The following is a 17,858-nucleotide window of genomic DNA, read 5'->3' on the forward strand; positions in this document are numbered from 1 at the left end:
GCTCGGCGGTTCCTGCACGTCGCCACCCGCTCGACAGCGCGCCTGCTTGACACCAGCCGCAGCTCAGCACACGATGCGAGCGATGTCTTCGTCCGTGCGCGTGTTCGCTCCGGCCAGCGCCAGCAACCTCGGCCCTGGCTTCGATGTGCTCGGCCTCGCGTTGGAACGCCCTGGTGATGTCGTGGAGGCCGAATGGTCCGACGAGGCTGGAATCCAGATCGTCGAAGTGTCGGGTGAGGATGGCGCCCTCAGTCGGGACCCGCGCGAGAACGTGGCTGGCGTGGCAGCCACGTCGGTCCTCTCGCACCTGGTTGCCTCGGGTCATCCGCCCGCCGACTGTCGCGTGGGTATTCGCCTTCGTGTCCACAAACAGATGCCGCTCGCGAGCGGTCTCGGCAGTTCGGCGGCAAGCAGCGTCGCCGGCGCGATGGCCGTCAACGAACTGCTCGGCCGCCCTCTGGCCAGACGCGATCTTCTCGTCCACGCGCTGGCCGGTGAGCGGGCCGCGGCAGGCTCCACGCACGCGGACAACGTCGCCCCCAGCCTGCTCGGCGGCATCGTCCTGATTCGCGGCTACGACCCCCTCGAGATCGTGGACCTGCCCGTCCCCTCGGCGCTCCGCATCGTCGTGGTCCACCCGCATTGCCGAGTCGAGACATCGAAGGCCCGCGCCATGTTGCGCGGCCACGGGTTCCCCATCGAGCAGGTCGTCGCGAACCTCGGCAACGTCGGCGCGTTCGTGGCCGCGCTGTACCGCGAGGATCTCGAGTTGCTCGGCCGGAGCATCGACGATCGGATGGTCGAACCGCTGCGCATGCCGCTCGTGCCCGGGTATGGCGAGGTGAAAGCCGCCGCGACGAGGGCGGGGGCGCTCGGTTGCGCGATGTCGGGTTCCGGACCGTCGCTCTTCGCGTTCAGCGACAGCGACGTCACGGCTGCGCGCGTGGCCGCAGCCATGTGCGAGGCCTTCCGCGAGGCCGCGCGCCTCGAGAGCGAACACTACGTGGGCCGGGTCAACATCGCCGGAGCTGTGCTGATTGCAGAAACGTAGAACGACGGCATCGATTGTCCGTGCTTGGTCGTCGTCAACCGGTCGTGTGCGTCATGATCCTCGAAAGTACCCGTCACCAGTCGCCGCCAGTCACCTTTCGTGAAGCGGTGCTCCAGGGCCTCGCACCAGACGGCGGCCTGTATCTGCCGTCGGCCATCCCGCCGATCGATCCCGCCACGATCGACTCGTGGCGTGGCAGATCGCTCCAGGACACGGCCGTCGGCGCGCTCGGGCATCTGGTCGGCGACGAGTTCGATCGCACGGCGTTCGAGCGTCTCGTGCGCGACGCCTTCAGCTTCCCGGCGCCCACTGTCGGCGTGGCCGACGACATCTCGGTGCTCGAGCTGTTCCACGGGCCGACGCTGGCGTTCAAGGACTTTGGCGCCCGCTTTCTCGCCCGTGTGTTCGGCTACCTGCTGGCCGAGCGCGCCGATCGCGCGACGATTCTCGTGGCGACGTCAGGAGACACCGGCAGCGCGGTGGCGCAGGGCTTCTTCAACGTGCCGAACGTCGAGGTCGTCGTATTGTATCCGGCCGGCAAGGTGTCGTCGTTCCAGGAAGCGCAGATGGCGACGCTCGGCGGCAACGTGCGCGCCGTGCGGGTGTCCGGCACGTTCGACGACTGCCAGCGGCTCGTCAAGGAGGCCTTCCTCGACCGCGCGCTCGACTCGCTCCACCTCTCGTCCGCCAACTCGATCAACATCGGGAGGCTGCTGCCCCAGGCGATCTACTACTTCCGGAGCTGGCTGGAAACAACGACCCGTCACGGGGACGAGGTGGTCTTCGTCGTGCCGAGCGGCAATCTGGGGAACATCACCGCTGGCGTGATCGCCCAGCGTGCGGGCCTGCGTGTGGAACGGTTCGTCTCGGCGTGCAACGTGAACGAGGTGCTGCCCGAGTTCCTGCGGACCGGCGTCTACCGTGCGCGCCCGTCCATTGCCACCGTGTCGAACGCGATGGATGTCGGCGACCCGAGCAATTTCGCGCGCCTCCTGGCGCTTCACGACGGGTCGATCGATCGGCTGCGCGCGAACATCTGGGGAACGTCGGTGAGTGAGGCGGACACGCGGACGACGATGCGGGACACGTATCGACGAACCGGCTACGTGCTCGATCCTCACACCGCCGTCGGATTCGCGGCCGCTCGGCGCTTTCGTGGCGCGACCGGCAACACGCGGCCGACGGTGGTTCTTGCGACCGCGCATCCAAGCAAGTTCGCTCCGGCCATCCGCGAAGAACTCGGCTTCGAACCGCCGCTGCCTGACGCCTGGCGCGATTGGGCGTCCAAGCCGCTGCTGGCCGATGATCTGCCGGACGCCCGCTATCCGACGTTCCGGAGGTACTTGCTGGACCAGTGAGGAGCCGCGATTCCGGTCACTTCCTCTCGTACACCACCTTCCCGCCCGCAATCGTCATCGTGACCGTGAGATGGCGGATCTCCTCGGGCTTCACGCCGAATGGATCGGCCGAGAGCAGGGTCAGATCGGCGAGCTTCCCGACGGAGATCGACCCCTTCTCCTTCTCCTGGAACTCGGCATGGGCGGCGCCCACCGTGTACGCCTCAATCGACTGCGCAACACTCACCTTCTGTTCGGGCACCCATCCGCCGGGATGCTTGCCGTCGAGCGTGGCGCGCGTGACTGCGGCGTAGAGCGCCTGCAGCGGATCGAGCGGCGCCACCGGCCAATCCGTGCCGAAGGCCATCCGAACCTTGTGATCGAGGAACGACTTGAAGGGATACGTTGTCTTCGCGCGCTCCGGCCCGATCCGCTTCTCGGCCCACTTCCCATCGTCGATCGCGTGGTACGGCTGAACTGAGGCTATGACGCCGAGTTGCGCGTAGCGATCGAAGTCCTTCGGCGCGACGTGCTGCGAGTGCTCGATGCGCGGCCGGCGATCGCGCGGGCCGTTCACCCGCGCGACGTCGGCGAACAGGTCGAGCACCATGGAGATGGCCTGGTCGCCGATCGCGTGAATACACAACTGCTCGCCGGCCTTGTCGATGGCCAGCAACCGGGCTCGCATGTCATCGAGCGGCTGCATCTCGTCTGCCAGCAGGCCGCGCATGCCCGGGGCGTCGGCGTACGGCTCGAAGAAGTACGCGGTGGTCGAACCGAGCGACCCGTCGGCAAACCCTTTCGCGCCGGACACTCGGAGGAATGGGGACGGGCGCCTGGCCACCGGCCCCTGGCCGAGCTGTTTCGCCAGCGTCACCTCGGCAGGGACCGCGCGGATCCGGCTCGTCAACTCACCGTTCGCGGCGAGCGCCGCGTACAGGTCCACGTCGTCGGGATCGGGCCCCATGTCCTGCACGCTGGTCACGCCGAGCGACGCCATGTGCGCGAGCGCCAGCTTCAGCGTACGCAGGCGTCGCTCCTTGCTGGCGGGAGGGATCACCTTGAAGACGTAGCCCTGTGCGGCGTCCTTGAGCACACCCGTCGGGTTCCGCGCGGCGTCACGAACCACGAGGCCTCCCGGAGGATCTGGCGTCGCAGCCGTGACACCGGCCAACCGCAGTGCCGCCGAATTCGCCAGCGACATGTGCTCGTCGTAGCGGTTGACGAATACAGGGACGTCGCCAGTGACCGCGTCGATCATCTGTCGGGTCGGCAACGGTGCGCCCGGCCACTGTTGTTCGTCCCAGTTCCCGCCGAGCACCCACTCCCCGGCCGGCAGGGCCTTCGCCCGTTCGCCGATCCGGCGCCCGAACTCCTCCGGCGTGGCCGCGTCCTTGAGATCGACGCTCTCGAGTTGGGCGCCGCCGGTCATCAGGTGGATGTGCGCATCGTTGAACCCCGGCATGACGAAGCGCCCCACGGCATCCACCACCCGCGTGGCGGGGCCGATCAGGCGCTCGACCTCGATCGTGGATCCGACCGCGACGATCCGGCCGCCGCGGATCGCCACGGCCTCGGCCTCGGGCCTGGCCGGATCGACCGTCCAGACGCGCCCGTTGCGGACGACCAGGTCGGCCGGCGCCTCGCTGGATGTCCGTCCACACGACGTCACGGCCGCAGCCGCACACACCATCGACATCGCGCCAGCCATCGCCCACGCCTTTCGAACGACACAGGAAGAGTTCATTTCTGACTCCGTGGCCCCGGTGGTGAGCTGCGCTCACAAGAGCTCCGCGGATTATAATCCCCGCGGAGGTATCGATGAACGGTCGTTCCGCGCTCGCGCCTGTCGTGTGCCTGCTCGCGCTCGTCGTTGCCTGGCCGGTGCTGGCGCAGCCGCAGCCCGTCCGCGCGCGAGACGGGATGGTGGTGTCGCAGAACGAGATTGCGTCGCAGATTGGGGCGCAGGTGCTCCGTGACGGTGGGACGGCGATCGACGCGGCGGTGGCCGTCGGGTTCGCGCTGGCCGTGACGCACCCGACAGCCGGCAACATCGGTGGTGGCGGGTTCATCGTGTTCCGCCCGGCGGCTGGCCCCCCCGACGCGTACGATTTTCGCGAGATGGCCCCGGCCCGGGCGACGCCCACGATGTTCCTCGAGAACGGCAAGTACAGCGCGACGCTGCACCACGACAGCTACCTGTCGGTGGGTGTCCCCGGAACGGTCGCGGGACTCCATCTCGCGTGGAAGGATCACGGCAAGCTGCCGTGGAAGCGCCTCGTGGACCCGGCGGTGACGCTTGCGCGCGACGGCTTCCGGGTCACCGACGGCCTGGCCCGGTCGCTGCGATCGGTCCTGAAGGAGATGCAGCCGTACCCGGCTTCCGTCGCGCAGTTCTCGAAGGGCGGAGTGCCGTATGAGGCCGGCGACGTCCTGAAGCAGGGAGACCTCGCGCGGACGCTGCAGCGGATTGCGGATCAGGGTCCCTCCGGGTTCTATGAGGGCGAAACGGCTGGACTCATCGAGCGCGACATGGCCGCCCATGGAGGGCTCATCACCCGCGACGATCTGAAGGCGTACCAGCCGAGGAAGCGAATACCGCTCTCCGGCACCTACCGCGGCTACGACATCCTGTCGATGCCACCCATCAGTTCCGGCGGCACGGGTCTCATCGAGCAGCTGAACATCCTCGAGGGGTTCGACCTGAAGTCCGCTGGCTTCCGCTCAGCAGAGAGCGTGCATCTGATGGCCGAGGGCATGCGCCGTTCGTACGCCGACCGCGCGCGCTACCTTGGCGATCCGGACTTCAATCCCCGAATGCCCGTGACCGCGCTGCTGTCGAAAGAGCACGGCGCCGAGCTGCGGCGCACGATCTCGCGCGGCCACGCGTCGAAGTCGACGCCCACGAGCTTCGAATGGCCGGCCGAGAGCGACGAGACGACGCATCTGTCCATCGTGGACGCGCAGCGCAACGCCGTCTCGCTGACCTACACGCTCGAAGCCGGCTATGGCTCGAAGATCGTCGTGGAAGGCGCCGGATTCCTGCTGAACAACGAGATGGGCGATTTCAACGCCGGACCCGGCCTGACGACGGCGGACGGCCTCATCGGCACCGATCCGAACCTCGCGGCCCCGCGCAAGCGCATGCTGTCCAGCATGACGCCCACCATCGTGTCGAAGGACGGTCGGTTGTTCATGGTGACCGGCAGCCCCGGCGGCCGCACGATCATCAACACCGTGCTGCACACGGTCGTCAACGTGATTGACTACGGCATGAACGCGCAGGAGGCCGTCGATGCCCCGCGCTTCCACCATCAGTGGCTCCCCGATCGGATCGTGTACGAACGGTGGGGCCTGTCACCTGACACGGTGAAGCTGCTGCAGAACATGGGGCACACACTCGCGCCCACGACGGTTCAGGGTGTCGCCGAGGTGATCGTGGTCAACAAGGACGGCGTCCTGGAGGGAGCCTCGGACCGCCGCGCCTCGGACGGCGCCGCCGTGGGTGTGCAGAAATAGTCGACCACCAAGGCTCCCGAGGCCACCGACGTTTCCCGCATGGTCGTCGCGCCGCGTTCGCTGTGTCTCGGTGGCAGCCGTCCCTTGTCGTTCACGTCGTGACCTTCGTGATTCGCCGTTCAGTGTCGCCGGTAGCGGCGCAGTTCCGGCGTGAGACCCGCGATCCATCCGGTGGCCAGCAGTGAACCAATCCCGCCGGACACGACCGACACGACGGGTCCCCACCAGTTCGCCACCAGGCCGGCCTCGAGTTCGCCCAGCTGCGGACCGCCCATGAAGAACACCATGTTGACGCCGGTCATCCGGCCGCGCAGGTGATCGGGCGTCTCGAGCTGGCGCGCGAGGTTGCGGAGGACCATGCTGACGGTGTCGGCCGCACCGGTCACTGCAAGGCACGCGAAGGTGAGCCAGAAGCTGCGCGACAGACCGAAGACCACCGTCGCCGCGCCGTAGACGACCACGGCCCACAGCAGCGTCTCGCCCCGCCGATCGATCGCGTCCACGAGTCGCACCATGACCAGACCGGTCACGAGCGCGCCCACGGCCGGGGCGGCGTAGAGCAACCCGTAGCCATGCGCGCCGACCTGGAGCACGTCCTGCGCGAAGATCGGCAACAGGGCGGTGGCCGACGAGAAGAACGTCGCGAAGAAATCCAGGAGCATCGTCGATCGAATCATCGGCGACGAGAAGACGAAGCGCAGCCCGTCGAGAGCCGCGCGCAGACTGATGTCGCTCGTGCCCGCGCCAGTCGTCGACCGCACGTCGCGCATCATGACCAGGCCGACGATCACCGCGACGAACGATGCGGCGTTCAGCGCATAGGCCCACCCGACACCGAGCGCGCCGATTGCAAGGCCGGCCAGCGACGGTCCCGTGACGGAGGCCGCCTGGAACACGATCGTGTTGAGACTGAGCGCGTTCGGCAGATCCTCGCGGGGTACCAGGTTCGGTACGAGCGCCTGCCGGGCCGGCGCGTCGAAGGCGGCAGCCGCGGACGTCAGCGCCGCCAGCACGTAGATGGGCCACGGCGTCGACAGCCCCCTGAACGTCAGCCACGCCAACGTCGCCGCGAAGAGCGCCATGGTCGTCTGGGTGATGATCATGAGCCGGCGCCGGTCGAGCACATCGGCCACCACGCCGCTGAAGAGGGAGAGTACGATCACCGGAAGGATGCGGACCAGGCCCACGAGGCCAAGCGCGATCCCCTTGTGCTCCGGGCGGACCAGCAGCGACACGTGCCAGAGCAGCGCGGCCGTCTGCATCATCGTGCCGGAGACGGAAATCAACTGGCCGGTCCAGAGCAGCCGGAAGTTGCGGTGGCGGAGGGCATACGCGGAGGAGCGAGGCGGTGTCACGGGTCGATTGGTCCGACGGGCATCAGAGACCCTGCATCACCAGATCGAGAATCTCGGCCTCCACCTGGCCGTTCACGATCCTCAGCCGGGCGACGCTTGGCTGATGGTGAAACCGCCGGGGCCCCGCGGCTCCAGGATTCACGACGACGCGCGGTCCAGCCCGGTGGATGAGCGGACGATGCGTGTGGCCAAAGACGATGACGTCCGCCGTGTACCGCTCGAGAAGCCTGGCCGGCGTCGGGCTGCCCAATTCGTGGCCGTGGCTCACGTGGATGGTCACACCCCCCATCGTCTCGGAGAAGTGCGCCGAGAGCCCAGGATCGCCCGGCATGTCCGTATTGCCGTAGACCGCCTGCACCGGCGCGATCTTCGAGAGGATCGAGATGACCTCACGGCCGCCCACATCGCCGGCGTGGAAGATCACCTCGACCCCGTCCAGCGCGAGAAAGCACTCGGGGCGGACCAGGCCGTGCGTGTCGGAGATCAGGCCAATCGCGTGGATGGCGGCCATCCGCGTCCTTTCCGCTACTTCTTGACGGCTCCGGGCGCAGGCGCCGCTGGCTTCGCCACGAGTTCGATGTCCACGGTGATCGCCACCTCGTCACCGACCACGACGCCGCCAGTCTCGAGAGCGGCGTTGAAGGATACGCCGAAGTCCTTCCGATTGATCGTGGTCGATGCCGAGGCCCCAACGCGCTGGACGCCCATGGGGTCCTTGACGGGCGGTGTGGGTCCTTCGACGGCGAAGACGACCGGCTTGGTGACGCCGCGAATGGTCAGGTTTCCCGCCATGCGCAGCTTCCCCGGCCCGGCGGGCTCGATCTTCGTCGACTTGAACGTCAACGTCGGGTACTTCTCCACGTCGAAGAAGTCGGCGCTCTTCAGGTGCGCGTCGCGGCGCGGTTCGCGCGTGCTGATGGAGGCGGCGTCGATCGTGACATCGACGACGGCCGTCGAGAAGTCCTTGCCGTCCCACTGAACCGTGCCCGTGGTCTTGGTGAACTCGCCACGAACGTTCGACACCATCATGTGGCGAACCGAGAACTGCGCGGCGGTGTGCGGGGTGTCGACCTGCCAGGTCATCGGTTGCTGGGCCAGGACGGGGGCGGTGGTCAGGGCCAGCACGGCCAGTGTCTGCACGAATCTGCGGATCATCGTCTGCTCCTTGGTGCGCGTGTCGTCGAACGGATGTGCGGGACGAGGGCGGAAACCATCGCGCCGCGCGTCCAAGTCGATCATCTGCGCACGAACATGATCACTATACGTGTGATAACACCTATTGTCAACAACCCCGGCGTGCCGGCTCGAGCCGCGTGCTTCGCGACCGGTCCGCCGGCACCGACATCCCAGACTGCGCGAGGAGCCATGCGAGCGCGACCTGCGGCGGTGCCACGCCCCGTGCGGCGGTCAGTTCCACGACGCGATCGGCCACCTGGAAATCGGCGTCGCTGTCGTAGAGATTCTGGCTGACGCAAGGCGACAGATCCGTCAGAACGCCGGCGCCGGTTCGGACCACAGGCCCGCCCTCTCACTACGCGGCGACGGTCAGCGCGTAGACCGCCACGAGCGCACCCTCCGGATCCCGGACAACCGCGAACCGGCCGCGGCCCGGTACGTCGCCGGGGGGCGTCACGATGGCTCCGCCCAGACTCTCGACCTCGGCGGCCGTCTCCTCCGCGTTCACCACCTCCACGTACGGGAGCCAACATGCGTGGTCTGCGCGCGGCGTTGGCTGCATCATGCCTGCCACATCGCGGTCGCCGCTGCTGAAGATCCAGTACTGCCCATGCTCGCCCAGGTTCCGCTCGACTGCGGTCCAGCCGAACACGTCCGGGTAGAAGCGGAGAGCGTCGTGAGGGTCGGTGCTCAGCAGTTCGCACCAGCAGAAGTGACCTGGCCCCGAGACGTCGGGCGAAGCAGCCGCAGCGTCGGGCGCTCGCACGAGACCGAACCACGCACCCTGCGGGTCGGCGACAACAGCCGCCCGGCCGATACCCGCCGTCTCGGCCGGCGCGGCCACGACCGTTCCACCGGCGCGTCGAACCAACTCCAGCGCGTCGTCGAGATCCCGAACCGCCGCGTACGACAACCACCGAGCGGCCGACTCGACGTCCCCGGCGGGCGGCAGCAGAAGGGCCACATCGCCGCTGCCCGACCGAAAGGTGCCGGCACCATCGGCACCCAGATCGAATCCGTGTACGGTCCAGCCGAAGAGGCTTCCGTAGAAGGCGTGGGCGCCTGCGCGCCTGCTTGTGGCAAGGCTGTGCCACATGAAACGCCCGACAGGGCAACGAGACGTGTCGGCCACGGTGTTCCTCCTGGTCGGCACCAACGCAGGGATCGAGCAGTTCTATGTCGGCGGATCGTCCCTACGGCAGACAGGCAATCGCGTCGATCTCGACCCGGAGACCCGGGTGCGGCAGCGCCGCCACGGCCACGGTGGTTCGAGCCGGCCGGTGGTCGCCGAACACGCGGGCGTACACGGCGTTCATCGCCGCAAAGTCACGCATGTCCACGAGGAACACTCCGCAGCGCAGTACGTGCGACAGGTCGGTGCCGGCCGCTTCGAGAATTGCCCGGATGTTGCGGAAGACCTGCTCGGTCTGCGTTTCCACGTCGAGCCCGGCGAGTGCGCCGGTGGCGGGATCGGTGGCCCCCTGGCCAGACACGAAGACGAGGCGCTCGAACGCCACGGCCGGCGAGTAGGGCCCGACCGGCTTCGGCAGGCGGTCGGCCAGCACGGGGCGAGGCGAGGACGCGGCGGACATAGATGCTCCGAGGGGTTGGAAGAGATGAGCACTGGAAACGACGAAGGTCGAACGAAGAACCCAGCCGGATTCTCCGTTCGACGTCCCTCGTCGAGACCGATCCAAACGCGCGTTCAGCGGTTCGAGGCGAAGCTTCGCTAGAACCCCACTGTCAGCGACACGCCAAGCAGGTGGGCCTTGAAGCTGAACGTACCGTTGTTGTCCGCAGCCGTCGGCACCGCACCCTTGCCGGCCGTCGTCCGGCCTGCACGGTCCGGCTGGCCGAGGTACAGGTAGCCCACGTCGAACCGCGCACGCTTCGAGATCTGCGAGCCGAAGCCGACGGAGAACTCGCGCCGCGACCCTTCCGGCAGGTTCGGCGTCACGGTCTGATCCGGTGCGGCCCCGCCGTGAAGGTCGATGCCCGCGCGCAGCACGTTCTTCTTGCCCACGAGAATCTCGGTGCCGATGCGAACGCCGTGCGTGTCCTCGTAGCTCTCGAGGACCCCGCTCTTCAGATAGTCACCGTTGACCGGGAGCGTATCGAACGCGCGCCACCGGGTGAACTGGTAGTCGAGGAACAGCTTGGCCGTCGGCGTCACCTTGAACGCCACGCCTGCCACGAACTGGGCCGGCAGCGGAAGCGTCGTCGTCGCGTTCTGGTTGCTCAGCTTCCCGCCCGCCGCAAACTGGCCCTTGACCAGCGCGTCCAGCGGCGTGCCTGCCGGCGCGACGCCGGGGATCGACACCGGCAGCTTGTACTGCGTCCCGTCGGGCTTGACCGCCGAGATCTGCGTCGTGGTGATGGTCCCGTTGGTGACGTCGACCTTCTGCGGCGCGAGGAACCGCATGCCGATCGAGACCTTCTCGCTGGCCTTCATCAGCAGGCCCAGGTGGTAGCCGGCGTGCCACGCGTTTCCCTTGAGCTGGACATCCGCGAAATCGGTGCCCGCCCGGACGCCGAGCGCGGCGAACGTGCCGGCGCCAAACGCCTGCGTCGAGAGGTCCAGACGCTGACGGAGTTCGACGTTCAGGTACGAGAGGTCGATCCCGCCGCCCACAGACACATTCTCACTGAGCTTCACCGAGATGGTGGGCTGCAAGTAGACGCCCTGCACCACGCTCTTGTATCCGAGGAACCGGCCCTGTGACGACTCGGGCCAATCCGTCGTCAACCCGTACGGCGCGAACACCCCGAGGCCGACGGCGAACTTCTTGGCAAACGGCTTCGAGAAGTAGATGTTGGGCACCGGGTACCAGTGGTTGTTCAATGTGCTCACGGTGCCGTTCAGGGAGCCCCCGGACGAGTCCGTGAAAGTGCCGCGCGGGCCGATCAAGACGCCGCCGAGCGTGATCTGCGTCGCCTGCATCGACAGCGCCGCCGGATTGAAGAACGCGCCGGACCCGTCGGCACACGGATCGGCGACGCCCGCGCCGCTGCGCCCCATCATGCAGGCTCCCTGCTCGTACACCCCGTAGCCCTGCGCATACGCCGTGCCGCCGCCGACCAGCGCGCCCAGCAGGATGCCAAGCGCCACAATCGCTGAAACTCGGTACATCGGTACACTTCCTCCAATGCGGGGGCCACGCCTCATCTGAGCCAGTCAGAACAACTCTCCAGAACGCCCGGGAAAGGCTAGCATAGACCGGCAGAGCCCGAAAAGGGTTTCTGTGCGGGGGGCTGCCTCCCGTTTTGGTGCCATAATCTCCCGGGAAGGCACACCCGCCATCTGGATCGATGTCATGCACTCGCACACCCTGATTCCCGCCGCCGTCGTTCTCGCCGCGCTTGCCGTACTCCCGGCCTGTGCGGGTGACCGACAGGCGGGGAGCCCGGGCAAGCGGTTGGTCATCGCGGTCGTCCCCAAGGGCAGCGCGCACCAGCATTGGAAGGGCGTGCGGGCGGGCGCCCTCGCCGCGAGCCGAGAGATCGGTGTCGAGGTGATCTGGCAGGCCCCTGGGAAGGAAGACAGCAGCGAGGAGCAGATTCAGGTGGTGGACAGCCTCAGGAGCCGCGGCGTGTCAGGTATCCTGCTCGCCCCGCTCGATGAACGCGCGCTGCGCGCCCCGGTCGCCAACGCGGTCCACGCCGGCATCCCGGTCGCCTTGTTCGACTCCGGGCTCGACAGCCAGGACTACGTCAGCCTCATCGAGACCAACAACTACCAGGCCGGTCGGCTCGCCGGAGAACACCTCGCGCGGCTCCTCGACGGCAGGGGGCCGATCATGCTGCTGCGTGTGCGGGAGGGGTCGGCCAGCACGACGCAGCGCGAACAGGGATTCCTCGACGCGGTGGGGGCCTTCCCGGGCCTGCAGATCGTCAGTTCCAACCAGTATGCTGGCGCGACGACCGACGGCGCGTACACCGCCAGCCGCAACCTGTTGACGGTGCTGCGGGCGGGCGACGGGGGCGTGGCGGGCGTGTTCTGCGCGAACGAATCGGGCACGAGTGGGATGCTGCGTGCGCTGCAGGAGGCGAAGCTTGCCGGCCGGATCCGCTTCGTCGGGTTCGACGTCTCGGACGTGCACCTGCAGGGCCTGCGCGCCGGGCAGATCGACGCGCTCGTCGTGCAGGACCCCTTCCGGATGGGCTACTTGGGCGTCCGGATCCTCGCCCGCGCCATCGGTGGCGAGAAGGTCGAGAAACACGTGGACACCGGCGTCACCCTGGTCACCAGAGAGAACGTGGATCTCCCGGAACTCCAGCAGCGGCTCCACCCGGGAAGGTGACGACGGCAGCCAGGAGTCAGGAGCCAGCGTTCAGAAGGCCCGTGCGCCGGGACCCTTCAACGCTCGCCCGGGCCGTTCGGTCGTGATCTTCCCGTCAGTCACCACCGCGCGCCCGTTCACCAGGACGTGCCGCACACCCACCGAGTAGTGCATCGGGTCCTCGAACGTCGACACATCCCGGATCGCGGCGGGGTCGAAGATCGTGATGTCGGCCGCCATGCCCGGGCGAAGGATGCCGCGATCGTTCAGGTGCACGCGCGTGGCCGGCTGTGAAGTCATCTTGCGGACCGCTTCCTCGAGCCGGAGCACCTTCTCGTCGCGCACGTACTTGCCGAGGATCCGGGCGAATGTGCCGAATGCGCGCGGATGCGACCTCGACTCGGCCATCGGCCCGTCCTCTGCCTTCGCGCCGGAGTCGGTGTCGACGCTGACCAGCGGATGCCGGAGCGCCGCCACCACATCGTCCTCCCGCATGATCGATGTGACGACAGCCGTATTCCCCCGGTCGGCGATGACGAGATCGATCACGGCATCCCGCGGATCCGTGCCCATCTGCCGGGCAATCTGGGTCAGCGTCATGCCTTCGTACTTCCGAAGTGAAGGGTCGAGCACCGACGACACCATCACGCCGTCACCGCCACCCGATCCGTACCACTGGTTCTCCCAGCCCACCGCGTTCTCGTCGTCCATTTCCTTCTTGATTCGCTCGCGATCGGCCGGATTCTTGAGCCGGGACAACGTCTTCTCGAGACCACCCTCACGCGCCCACATCGGCAGGCACGAGTCGAGGCCGTTCGAGGCGCGCGTGTAGGGATACTGGTTGGCGGTGATGTCGAGGCCGCGCGCGCGGGCCGCCTCGATCCGCGCCAGCACCTGCGGCATCTTGCCCCAGTTCGCCTTGTAGGCCGTCTTCAGGTGCCAAATCTCGGCTGGGATCTTCGCGCGCTCCGCGATGGCGCACGTTTCATCGATCGCGTCGAAGATGCCGGCGCTCTCCGATCGAAGGTGCGTGAAGTAGACGCCCCCGTAGCGCGCGGCGACGCTGGCGAGCGCCACCAGTTCGTCGGTCGAGGCGTAGCGGTCGGGCATGTACTGCAGCGACGAACTCACGCCGAGCGCGCCGTCCTCCATCGCCTGGGCGACCAGCTTCTGCATCTGATCGAGTTCCGCGGGCGTCGCCGGTCGATTGTCCTTGCCGACGACATACGCGCGCAGGCCGCCTGCCCCGACGAACGTCGCGATGTTGATGGCCGGATGCGTGCGCTCGTTCAAGCGTTTGAAATACTCACCGAGCGTCCGCCAGTCCCACGCGACGTTGAAGTGCTTGAAGCCGTCGGCCTGATCCTCGAATAGCCGATCGTTGATCGGCGCAATCGACGTCCCCTCCCCCGTCACCTCCGTCGTCACGCCCTGGAGGATCTTGCTGGCTGCCCGGTTGTCCACGAGCACGTTGAACTCGGACTGCCCGAGCAGATCGATGAAGCCGGGAGCGACGACGAGGCCGGATGCGTCGATGCGCTTCGCGGTGGACGCCTGCGTCAGATCGCCAATCGCCGCGATTCGGTCGCCGCGGACGCCGACGTCGCCGAGATACCACGACGCGCCGGTGCCGTCGACGATGCGCCCGCCGGTGATGATCGCGTCGAAAGCCTGCACGCGCGGCGCCCGTGCCGTCAGGACCACGGCCAGGCCGGCGGTCAGGATTGCGGTCAGGCTCAGGCAGAGAACCGAGGAGAGTCGGAGCTGTGGAGACATGAGGGGGATTTTATAGCAGCGGCGACGAGTTCAGTGAGTGACCGTACCGGCGAGCGTGCGGTAGGCGTCGCAGACGCTCGCGAAGGCGCGGGCGAGGCGGGCGCGTTCCTGGTCGCCGGACCCGGGGTGGCGATCCGGGTGAAACTTGCGGGCAAGAGCCCTAAACGCGCTCTTGACCTCGGCGTCCGTGAAATCGGCGTGGAGCGACTGAGCTCCCATCCCGCGGAGGCAGTCGAGCGCCTGCTGCTCGGTGGCTGAAAGGTGCCGAACTGGCCGTCTGGGCGGTTGTGGCGGCTCGTATGCCGGAAACCAGGTCGGCCTACCCGGCTGAGAAGACAACCGGCCTGCGTCTGCGGTGAAACCGCTGAGGAAATCACCGAACAGGAACACCGGTTGCGGGCTCGGGCGCCATGATGCTGAGGGGGCGTTGGTGGTCCTTGGCGAAGACCAGGCGAAGCTGTCGTCATTCAGCTTCTCGTCGAGGATCCGTCCGAAGGTCACTCCAGCCCGCATGCCCTCCCAATCGGCCCTGCGGGTCCGAGCTTGAGCCGCGCATCGGCGTGATACCCTGTTCGCGAAAACCGTCGTGCTGGTTTGCATCGGTCATCCTCGTGACGACGGTGCCAGCTTCAGGAGGCGTGTGGTGGCAGGTCTCAACCTGGGCGTCGCCCGGTTCATCGGCAACCTCTTCGGCCGTCCGGCGTCGAGGCCAGCGCCCCCTCGGGAAAAGCCCAAAGGGTGGCTCAGCGAAGAAGAGGATAGCCTCGTACCGCCGCGTTCGGTCTGGATCGGCCCCGACGACCCGATCAGCCACTACTACCGGTGGGTCTGGGAGTATCTGGCTTATCTTACGCTCGTCGCCGAACTGGGGCGGCAGGAATCGGTGCTGGAGTTGGGGTGCGGACATGGGCGAACGAGCCGGGGGCTACTGTGCTACCTGCGAGCGCCCGGCAGCTACGCGGGCCTCGACGTCGATCGTGTCCGTGTCGAGGACGCCAAGGCGCGAATCGAGGCGCGCTGGCCGAATTTCCGGTACGTCTGGGCCGATGTCCGGAGCTCGAACTACAACCCCTCGGGGGCGGTGAACGCGGCCAATTACCGGTTTCCGTTCGACGACGCGGCCTTCGACGTCCTGTACGCGGCGTCGCTGTTCACGCACCTCCTGCCTGCCGAAACCGCGAATTACCTGCGCGAGAGCCGGCGCGTGATGAAACCGGGGGGGCGCTGTCTGTTCAGCGTGTTCCTGCTGGACCACTATCGCGGCCCGAAGACGACGATCTCGCCCATGTACGAGTTCGAGCACAGGCTCGAAGGACATCCCGGCGTCGCGACGCGCGATCCGAGATTCCCGGATGCCGCGGTCGCCTACAACCTCGAGACGTTGACGCGCATGGCTGATTCGGCTGGACTTCGCGTCGACCGCGTGCTGCCGGGTCTCTGGAGCGAGAGTCCGGGCATCGCGGTGAACGAACAGGATATGGTGCTGCTGCGGGCGAGGGACTAGCAGCGCACGGGCGAGACGCCCGTGCCACTCGCCATCCACGGCCATCTCTCGACCCGAGTGGGAGTCCTGCCAGACACGTCGAAGGGACTCAAATCCATCACCGCCATGCACGGGCCATCTCTCGACCCGAGTGGGACAGGCGTCTCGCCTGTCCGGGCCGCGCTCGCCTACCGCCTCCCGCCCACCACCGCGCGGAGTGCGCGCAGACGGATGTCCAGCTCTTCGGGCGTCATCGAGGCGTATTTTGGCGGCAGCAGTCGCCGGCTCGATGCCTCGAATACTGCCAGTAGTTCCATATAGTCGAGCAATTCCTGGTCCCGGCTCGGGAAATAGTCGGCCGCCGCGCGCGCGAGGTGGTCGGCCGTCACCTCCGCGTCCCCGCCCGCCTCCCGCGCGGCATCGTCGTTCGCCATGAGGATGACGGCTTCGACGTCCGCGTTGCTGTAGCCGACGAGTTTCTGGGAGAACTGCGCGCGGATCGGCGCGAGGTCCACCGAGGTCGTGATCTTGTTCTTCCGGAGGAGCGCGCGCGCCACCTGCTCGACTTCCTCCGCGGTCTGCGAGTAGAGGAACGGAATCTTCCGGTCGAGGCGGCCTGCACGCTTCAGATCGACGTCGAGCTTGTCGGGCCGGTTCGTCATCACGAGGAACAGGATGCGCCCCCGGTTCGACGTGTCCGACATGAACTCCTTGATCCTCGCGATGACACGCGACGAGGTGCCGCCATCGCCGTCGCCGTCCGTGTTGCCGAACGCGCGGTCCCCCTCGTCGATGATGACGACCACCTGGCCGATCGCTTTGATGACGGTCAGGATCTTCTCGAGGTTGCCCTCGGTCGCCCCCACCCACTTCGACCGGAAGTTCTTCAGCTTGATCGTCGTCAGGCCGCATTCCTTCGCAAACGCCTCGGCCACGAAGGTCTTGCCGGTGCCCATCGGACCGGTGAAGAGGATGCCCATCGGCACGCGGCTGGTGCGACCCTCGCGGATGTTGTCGGCAAGGACGAGGAGGTCCTTCTTCACCTCCTCCATGCCGCCCACGACCTCGAAGCCGTGCTCGGGCTCGACGAACTCGACGAGGCTGAAGCACTCACGCTCGAGGATCTCCCGCTTGCGGCGGGCAATCAGGCGGTCGGCCTCCTGGCGGGCAACGTCGGCTACCGACGCGGGTGAAGGCCCGGCCGGCCCGGGCGAGAGGATCGACGCCAGTTGAATCGCCTTGAGTCCGGCCGTTGTTTCCGCGTAACGGTCCACGTCCTTGTCGCTCAGTCTCGCGTCGGCCAGGCGTGCGGCTGCGCGCCGCGTCTCAAGGTCCGGCATCGGGATCTCGAGGACGCCGACCTTGGGATTGGAGATGATCTTCGGCGAGAGCTCGCTGAGGTTCTCGGTCACGAGCAGCACGACGTTGTCGCCCTTGTCGATTTCTGGCAGGAACGACCACCGCTGCAACGTGATGACCGCGCCGCGATCGCCATCGGCCTGGAACGCCGGGTCGCCGGCCGGTGCGATGGCCTCCGCGTACTCGAGGATCACCGCGACCTTCGACCCGCCAATCAGGACCCGCTCGAGCGCGGCCAGGGCTCTCGGTTTCTCGGTGGCGGTCAGCGCCTCGTCCAGCGCGCCGACACCCGGCTCCCGCCTGGCGAACCGAATGCCGGTCGCGAGGTTGTACACCGCGATCGTCTGACGCGTCTCCTTCAGCAGGACGTCGGTGAGGAAGTCGGTCAGCGTGAGCATCCGCTGTTCGTGCACCACGGCGTCGAACACGTTGCCGTGGAGGACGAACATCGACGCTTCGCCGCGCAGGTATCGGCGCCGCAGGTCCTCGGCCCAGGACGGGAGGAGACGCGTATCGCTCATG

The 17,858-nt window shown here is 67.4% G+C and carries 16 protein-coding genes; 5 read left to right on the top strand and 11 right to left on the bottom strand.

Annotated features, from left to right (window positions below; all coding sequences use genetic code 11):
• The first annotated feature begins 82 nt into the window (after positions 1 to 82).
• Both VGK32_08165 and thrC read left to right on the top strand, forming a co-directional pair.
• On the top strand, positions 83 to 1,051 hold the full coding sequence (locus VGK32_08165) for a homoserine kinase (protein ID HEY3381728.1): 969 nt from the start codon (positions 83 to 85) through the stop codon (positions 1,049 to 1,051).
• Between the two features lie 53 nt (positions 1,052 to 1,104).
• Positions 1,105 to 2,409 (top strand): threonine synthase, encoded by a 1,305-nt coding sequence (thrC, locus tag VGK32_08170; GenBank protein ID HEY3381729.1) that lies wholly within the window; start codon positions 1,105 to 1,107, stop codon positions 2,407 to 2,409.
• A gap of 16 nt (positions 2,410 to 2,425) precedes the next feature.
• On the opposite strand, the gene VGK32_08175 is transcribed toward thrC, so the two are convergent.
• The gene (locus tag VGK32_08175) at positions 2,426 to 4,135 is read right to left on the bottom strand and encodes an amidohydrolase (GenBank protein HEY3381730.1); all 1,710 of its coding nucleotides are present in this window, start codon (positions 4,133 to 4,135) and stop codon (positions 2,426 to 2,428) included.
• 74 nt (positions 4,136 to 4,209) lie between these two features.
• On the opposite strand from VGK32_08175, the gene ggt reads away from it, so the two are divergent.
• The gene (gene ggt, locus VGK32_08180) at positions 4,210 to 5,907 is read left to right on the top strand and encodes a gamma-glutamyltransferase (protein HEY3381731.1); all 1,698 of its coding nucleotides are present in this window, start codon (positions 4,210 to 4,212) and stop codon (positions 5,905 to 5,907) included.
• Between the two features lie 119 nt (positions 5,908 to 6,026).
• Here the strand turns inward: ggt and VGK32_08185 are convergent, their stop codons facing one another.
• The 7 genes from VGK32_08185 to VGK32_08215 form a co-directional block, all read right to left on the bottom strand.
• The gene (locus VGK32_08185) at positions 6,027 to 7,262 is read right to left on the bottom strand and encodes an MFS transporter (protein ID HEY3381732.1); all 1,236 of its coding nucleotides are present in this window, start codon (positions 7,260 to 7,262) and stop codon (positions 6,027 to 6,029) included.
• 22 nt (positions 7,263 to 7,284) lie between these two features.
• Entirely contained in the window at positions 7,285 to 7,773 is a 489-nt protein-coding gene (locus tag VGK32_08190) for a metallophosphoesterase family protein (GenBank protein HEY3381733.1), read from the bottom strand.
• 14 nt (positions 7,774 to 7,787) lie between these two features.
• The gene (locus tag VGK32_08195) at positions 7,788 to 8,417 is read right to left on the bottom strand and encodes a YceI family protein (protein HEY3381734.1); all 630 of its coding nucleotides are present in this window, start codon (positions 8,415 to 8,417) and stop codon (positions 7,788 to 7,790) included.
• A 127-nt stretch (positions 8,418 to 8,544) separates the two neighbouring features.
• Positions 8,545 to 8,778 carry a hypothetical protein gene (locus VGK32_08200; GenBank protein HEY3381735.1) on the bottom strand — a complete coding sequence of 78 codons (234 nt, stop codon included), beginning with the start codon at positions 8,776 to 8,778 and terminating at the stop codon, positions 8,545 to 8,547.
• A 15-nt stretch (positions 8,779 to 8,793) separates the two neighbouring features.
• On the bottom strand, positions 8,794 to 9,570 hold the full coding sequence (locus VGK32_08205; protein HEY3381736.1) for a VOC family protein: 777 nt from the start codon (positions 9,568 to 9,570) through the stop codon (positions 8,794 to 8,796).
• A 61-nt stretch (positions 9,571 to 9,631) separates the two neighbouring features.
• A complete protein-coding gene (locus tag VGK32_08210) occupies positions 9,632 to 10,030 on the bottom strand; it encodes a Rid family detoxifying hydrolase (GenBank protein ID HEY3381737.1) in 399 nt (132 codons plus the stop codon).
• Between the two features lie 137 nt (positions 10,031 to 10,167).
• Positions 10,168 to 11,568, bottom strand: a complete 1,401-nt coding sequence (locus VGK32_08215; protein HEY3381738.1) for an outer membrane protein transport protein — start codon at positions 11,566 to 11,568, stop codon at positions 10,168 to 10,170.
• Between the two features lie 184 nt (positions 11,569 to 11,752).
• Here VGK32_08215 and VGK32_08220 point away from each other — a divergent pair, with 184 nt between their 5' ends.
• Positions 11,753 to 12,739, top strand: coding sequence for a substrate-binding domain-containing protein (locus tag VGK32_08220; GenBank protein ID HEY3381739.1), 987 nt, complete (start codon positions 11,753 to 11,755; stop codon positions 12,737 to 12,739).
• Positions 12,740 to 12,769: 30 nt separating this feature from the next.
• Here VGK32_08220 and VGK32_08225 read toward each other — a convergent pair whose 3' ends face one another.
• Together VGK32_08225 and VGK32_08230 are read right to left on the bottom strand one after the other, a co-directional pair.
• Positions 12,770 to 14,494: a D-aminoacylase gene (locus VGK32_08225; protein HEY3381740.1), complete on the bottom strand. Its 1,725-nt coding sequence runs from the start codon at positions 14,492 to 14,494 to the stop codon at positions 12,770 to 12,772.
• A gap of 30 nt (positions 14,495 to 14,524) precedes the next feature.
• Positions 14,525 to 14,995, bottom strand: coding sequence for a J domain-containing protein (locus VGK32_08230; protein HEY3381741.1), 471 nt, complete (start codon positions 14,993 to 14,995; stop codon positions 14,525 to 14,527).
• A 142-nt stretch (positions 14,996 to 15,137) separates the two neighbouring features.
• Between VGK32_08230 and VGK32_08235 the strand changes: the two genes are divergently transcribed.
• Complete coding sequence (locus tag VGK32_08235; protein ID HEY3381742.1) at positions 15,138 to 15,998, top strand: class I SAM-dependent methyltransferase; 861 nt, start codon at positions 15,138 to 15,140, stop codon at positions 15,996 to 15,998.
• A gap of 167 nt (positions 15,999 to 16,165) precedes the next feature.
• Here VGK32_08235 and VGK32_08240 read toward each other — a convergent pair whose 3' ends face one another.
• Complete coding sequence (locus VGK32_08240) at positions 16,166 to 17,857, bottom strand: AAA family ATPase (GenBank protein ID HEY3381743.1); 1,692 nt, start codon at positions 17,855 to 17,857, stop codon at positions 16,166 to 16,168.
• Position 17,858 lies beyond the last annotated feature (1 nt).

Source organism: Vicinamibacterales bacterium (assembly GCA_036504215.1).
In the GTDB taxonomy this organism is placed as follows: domain Bacteria; phylum Acidobacteriota; class Vicinamibacteria; order Vicinamibacterales; family Fen-181; genus FEN-299.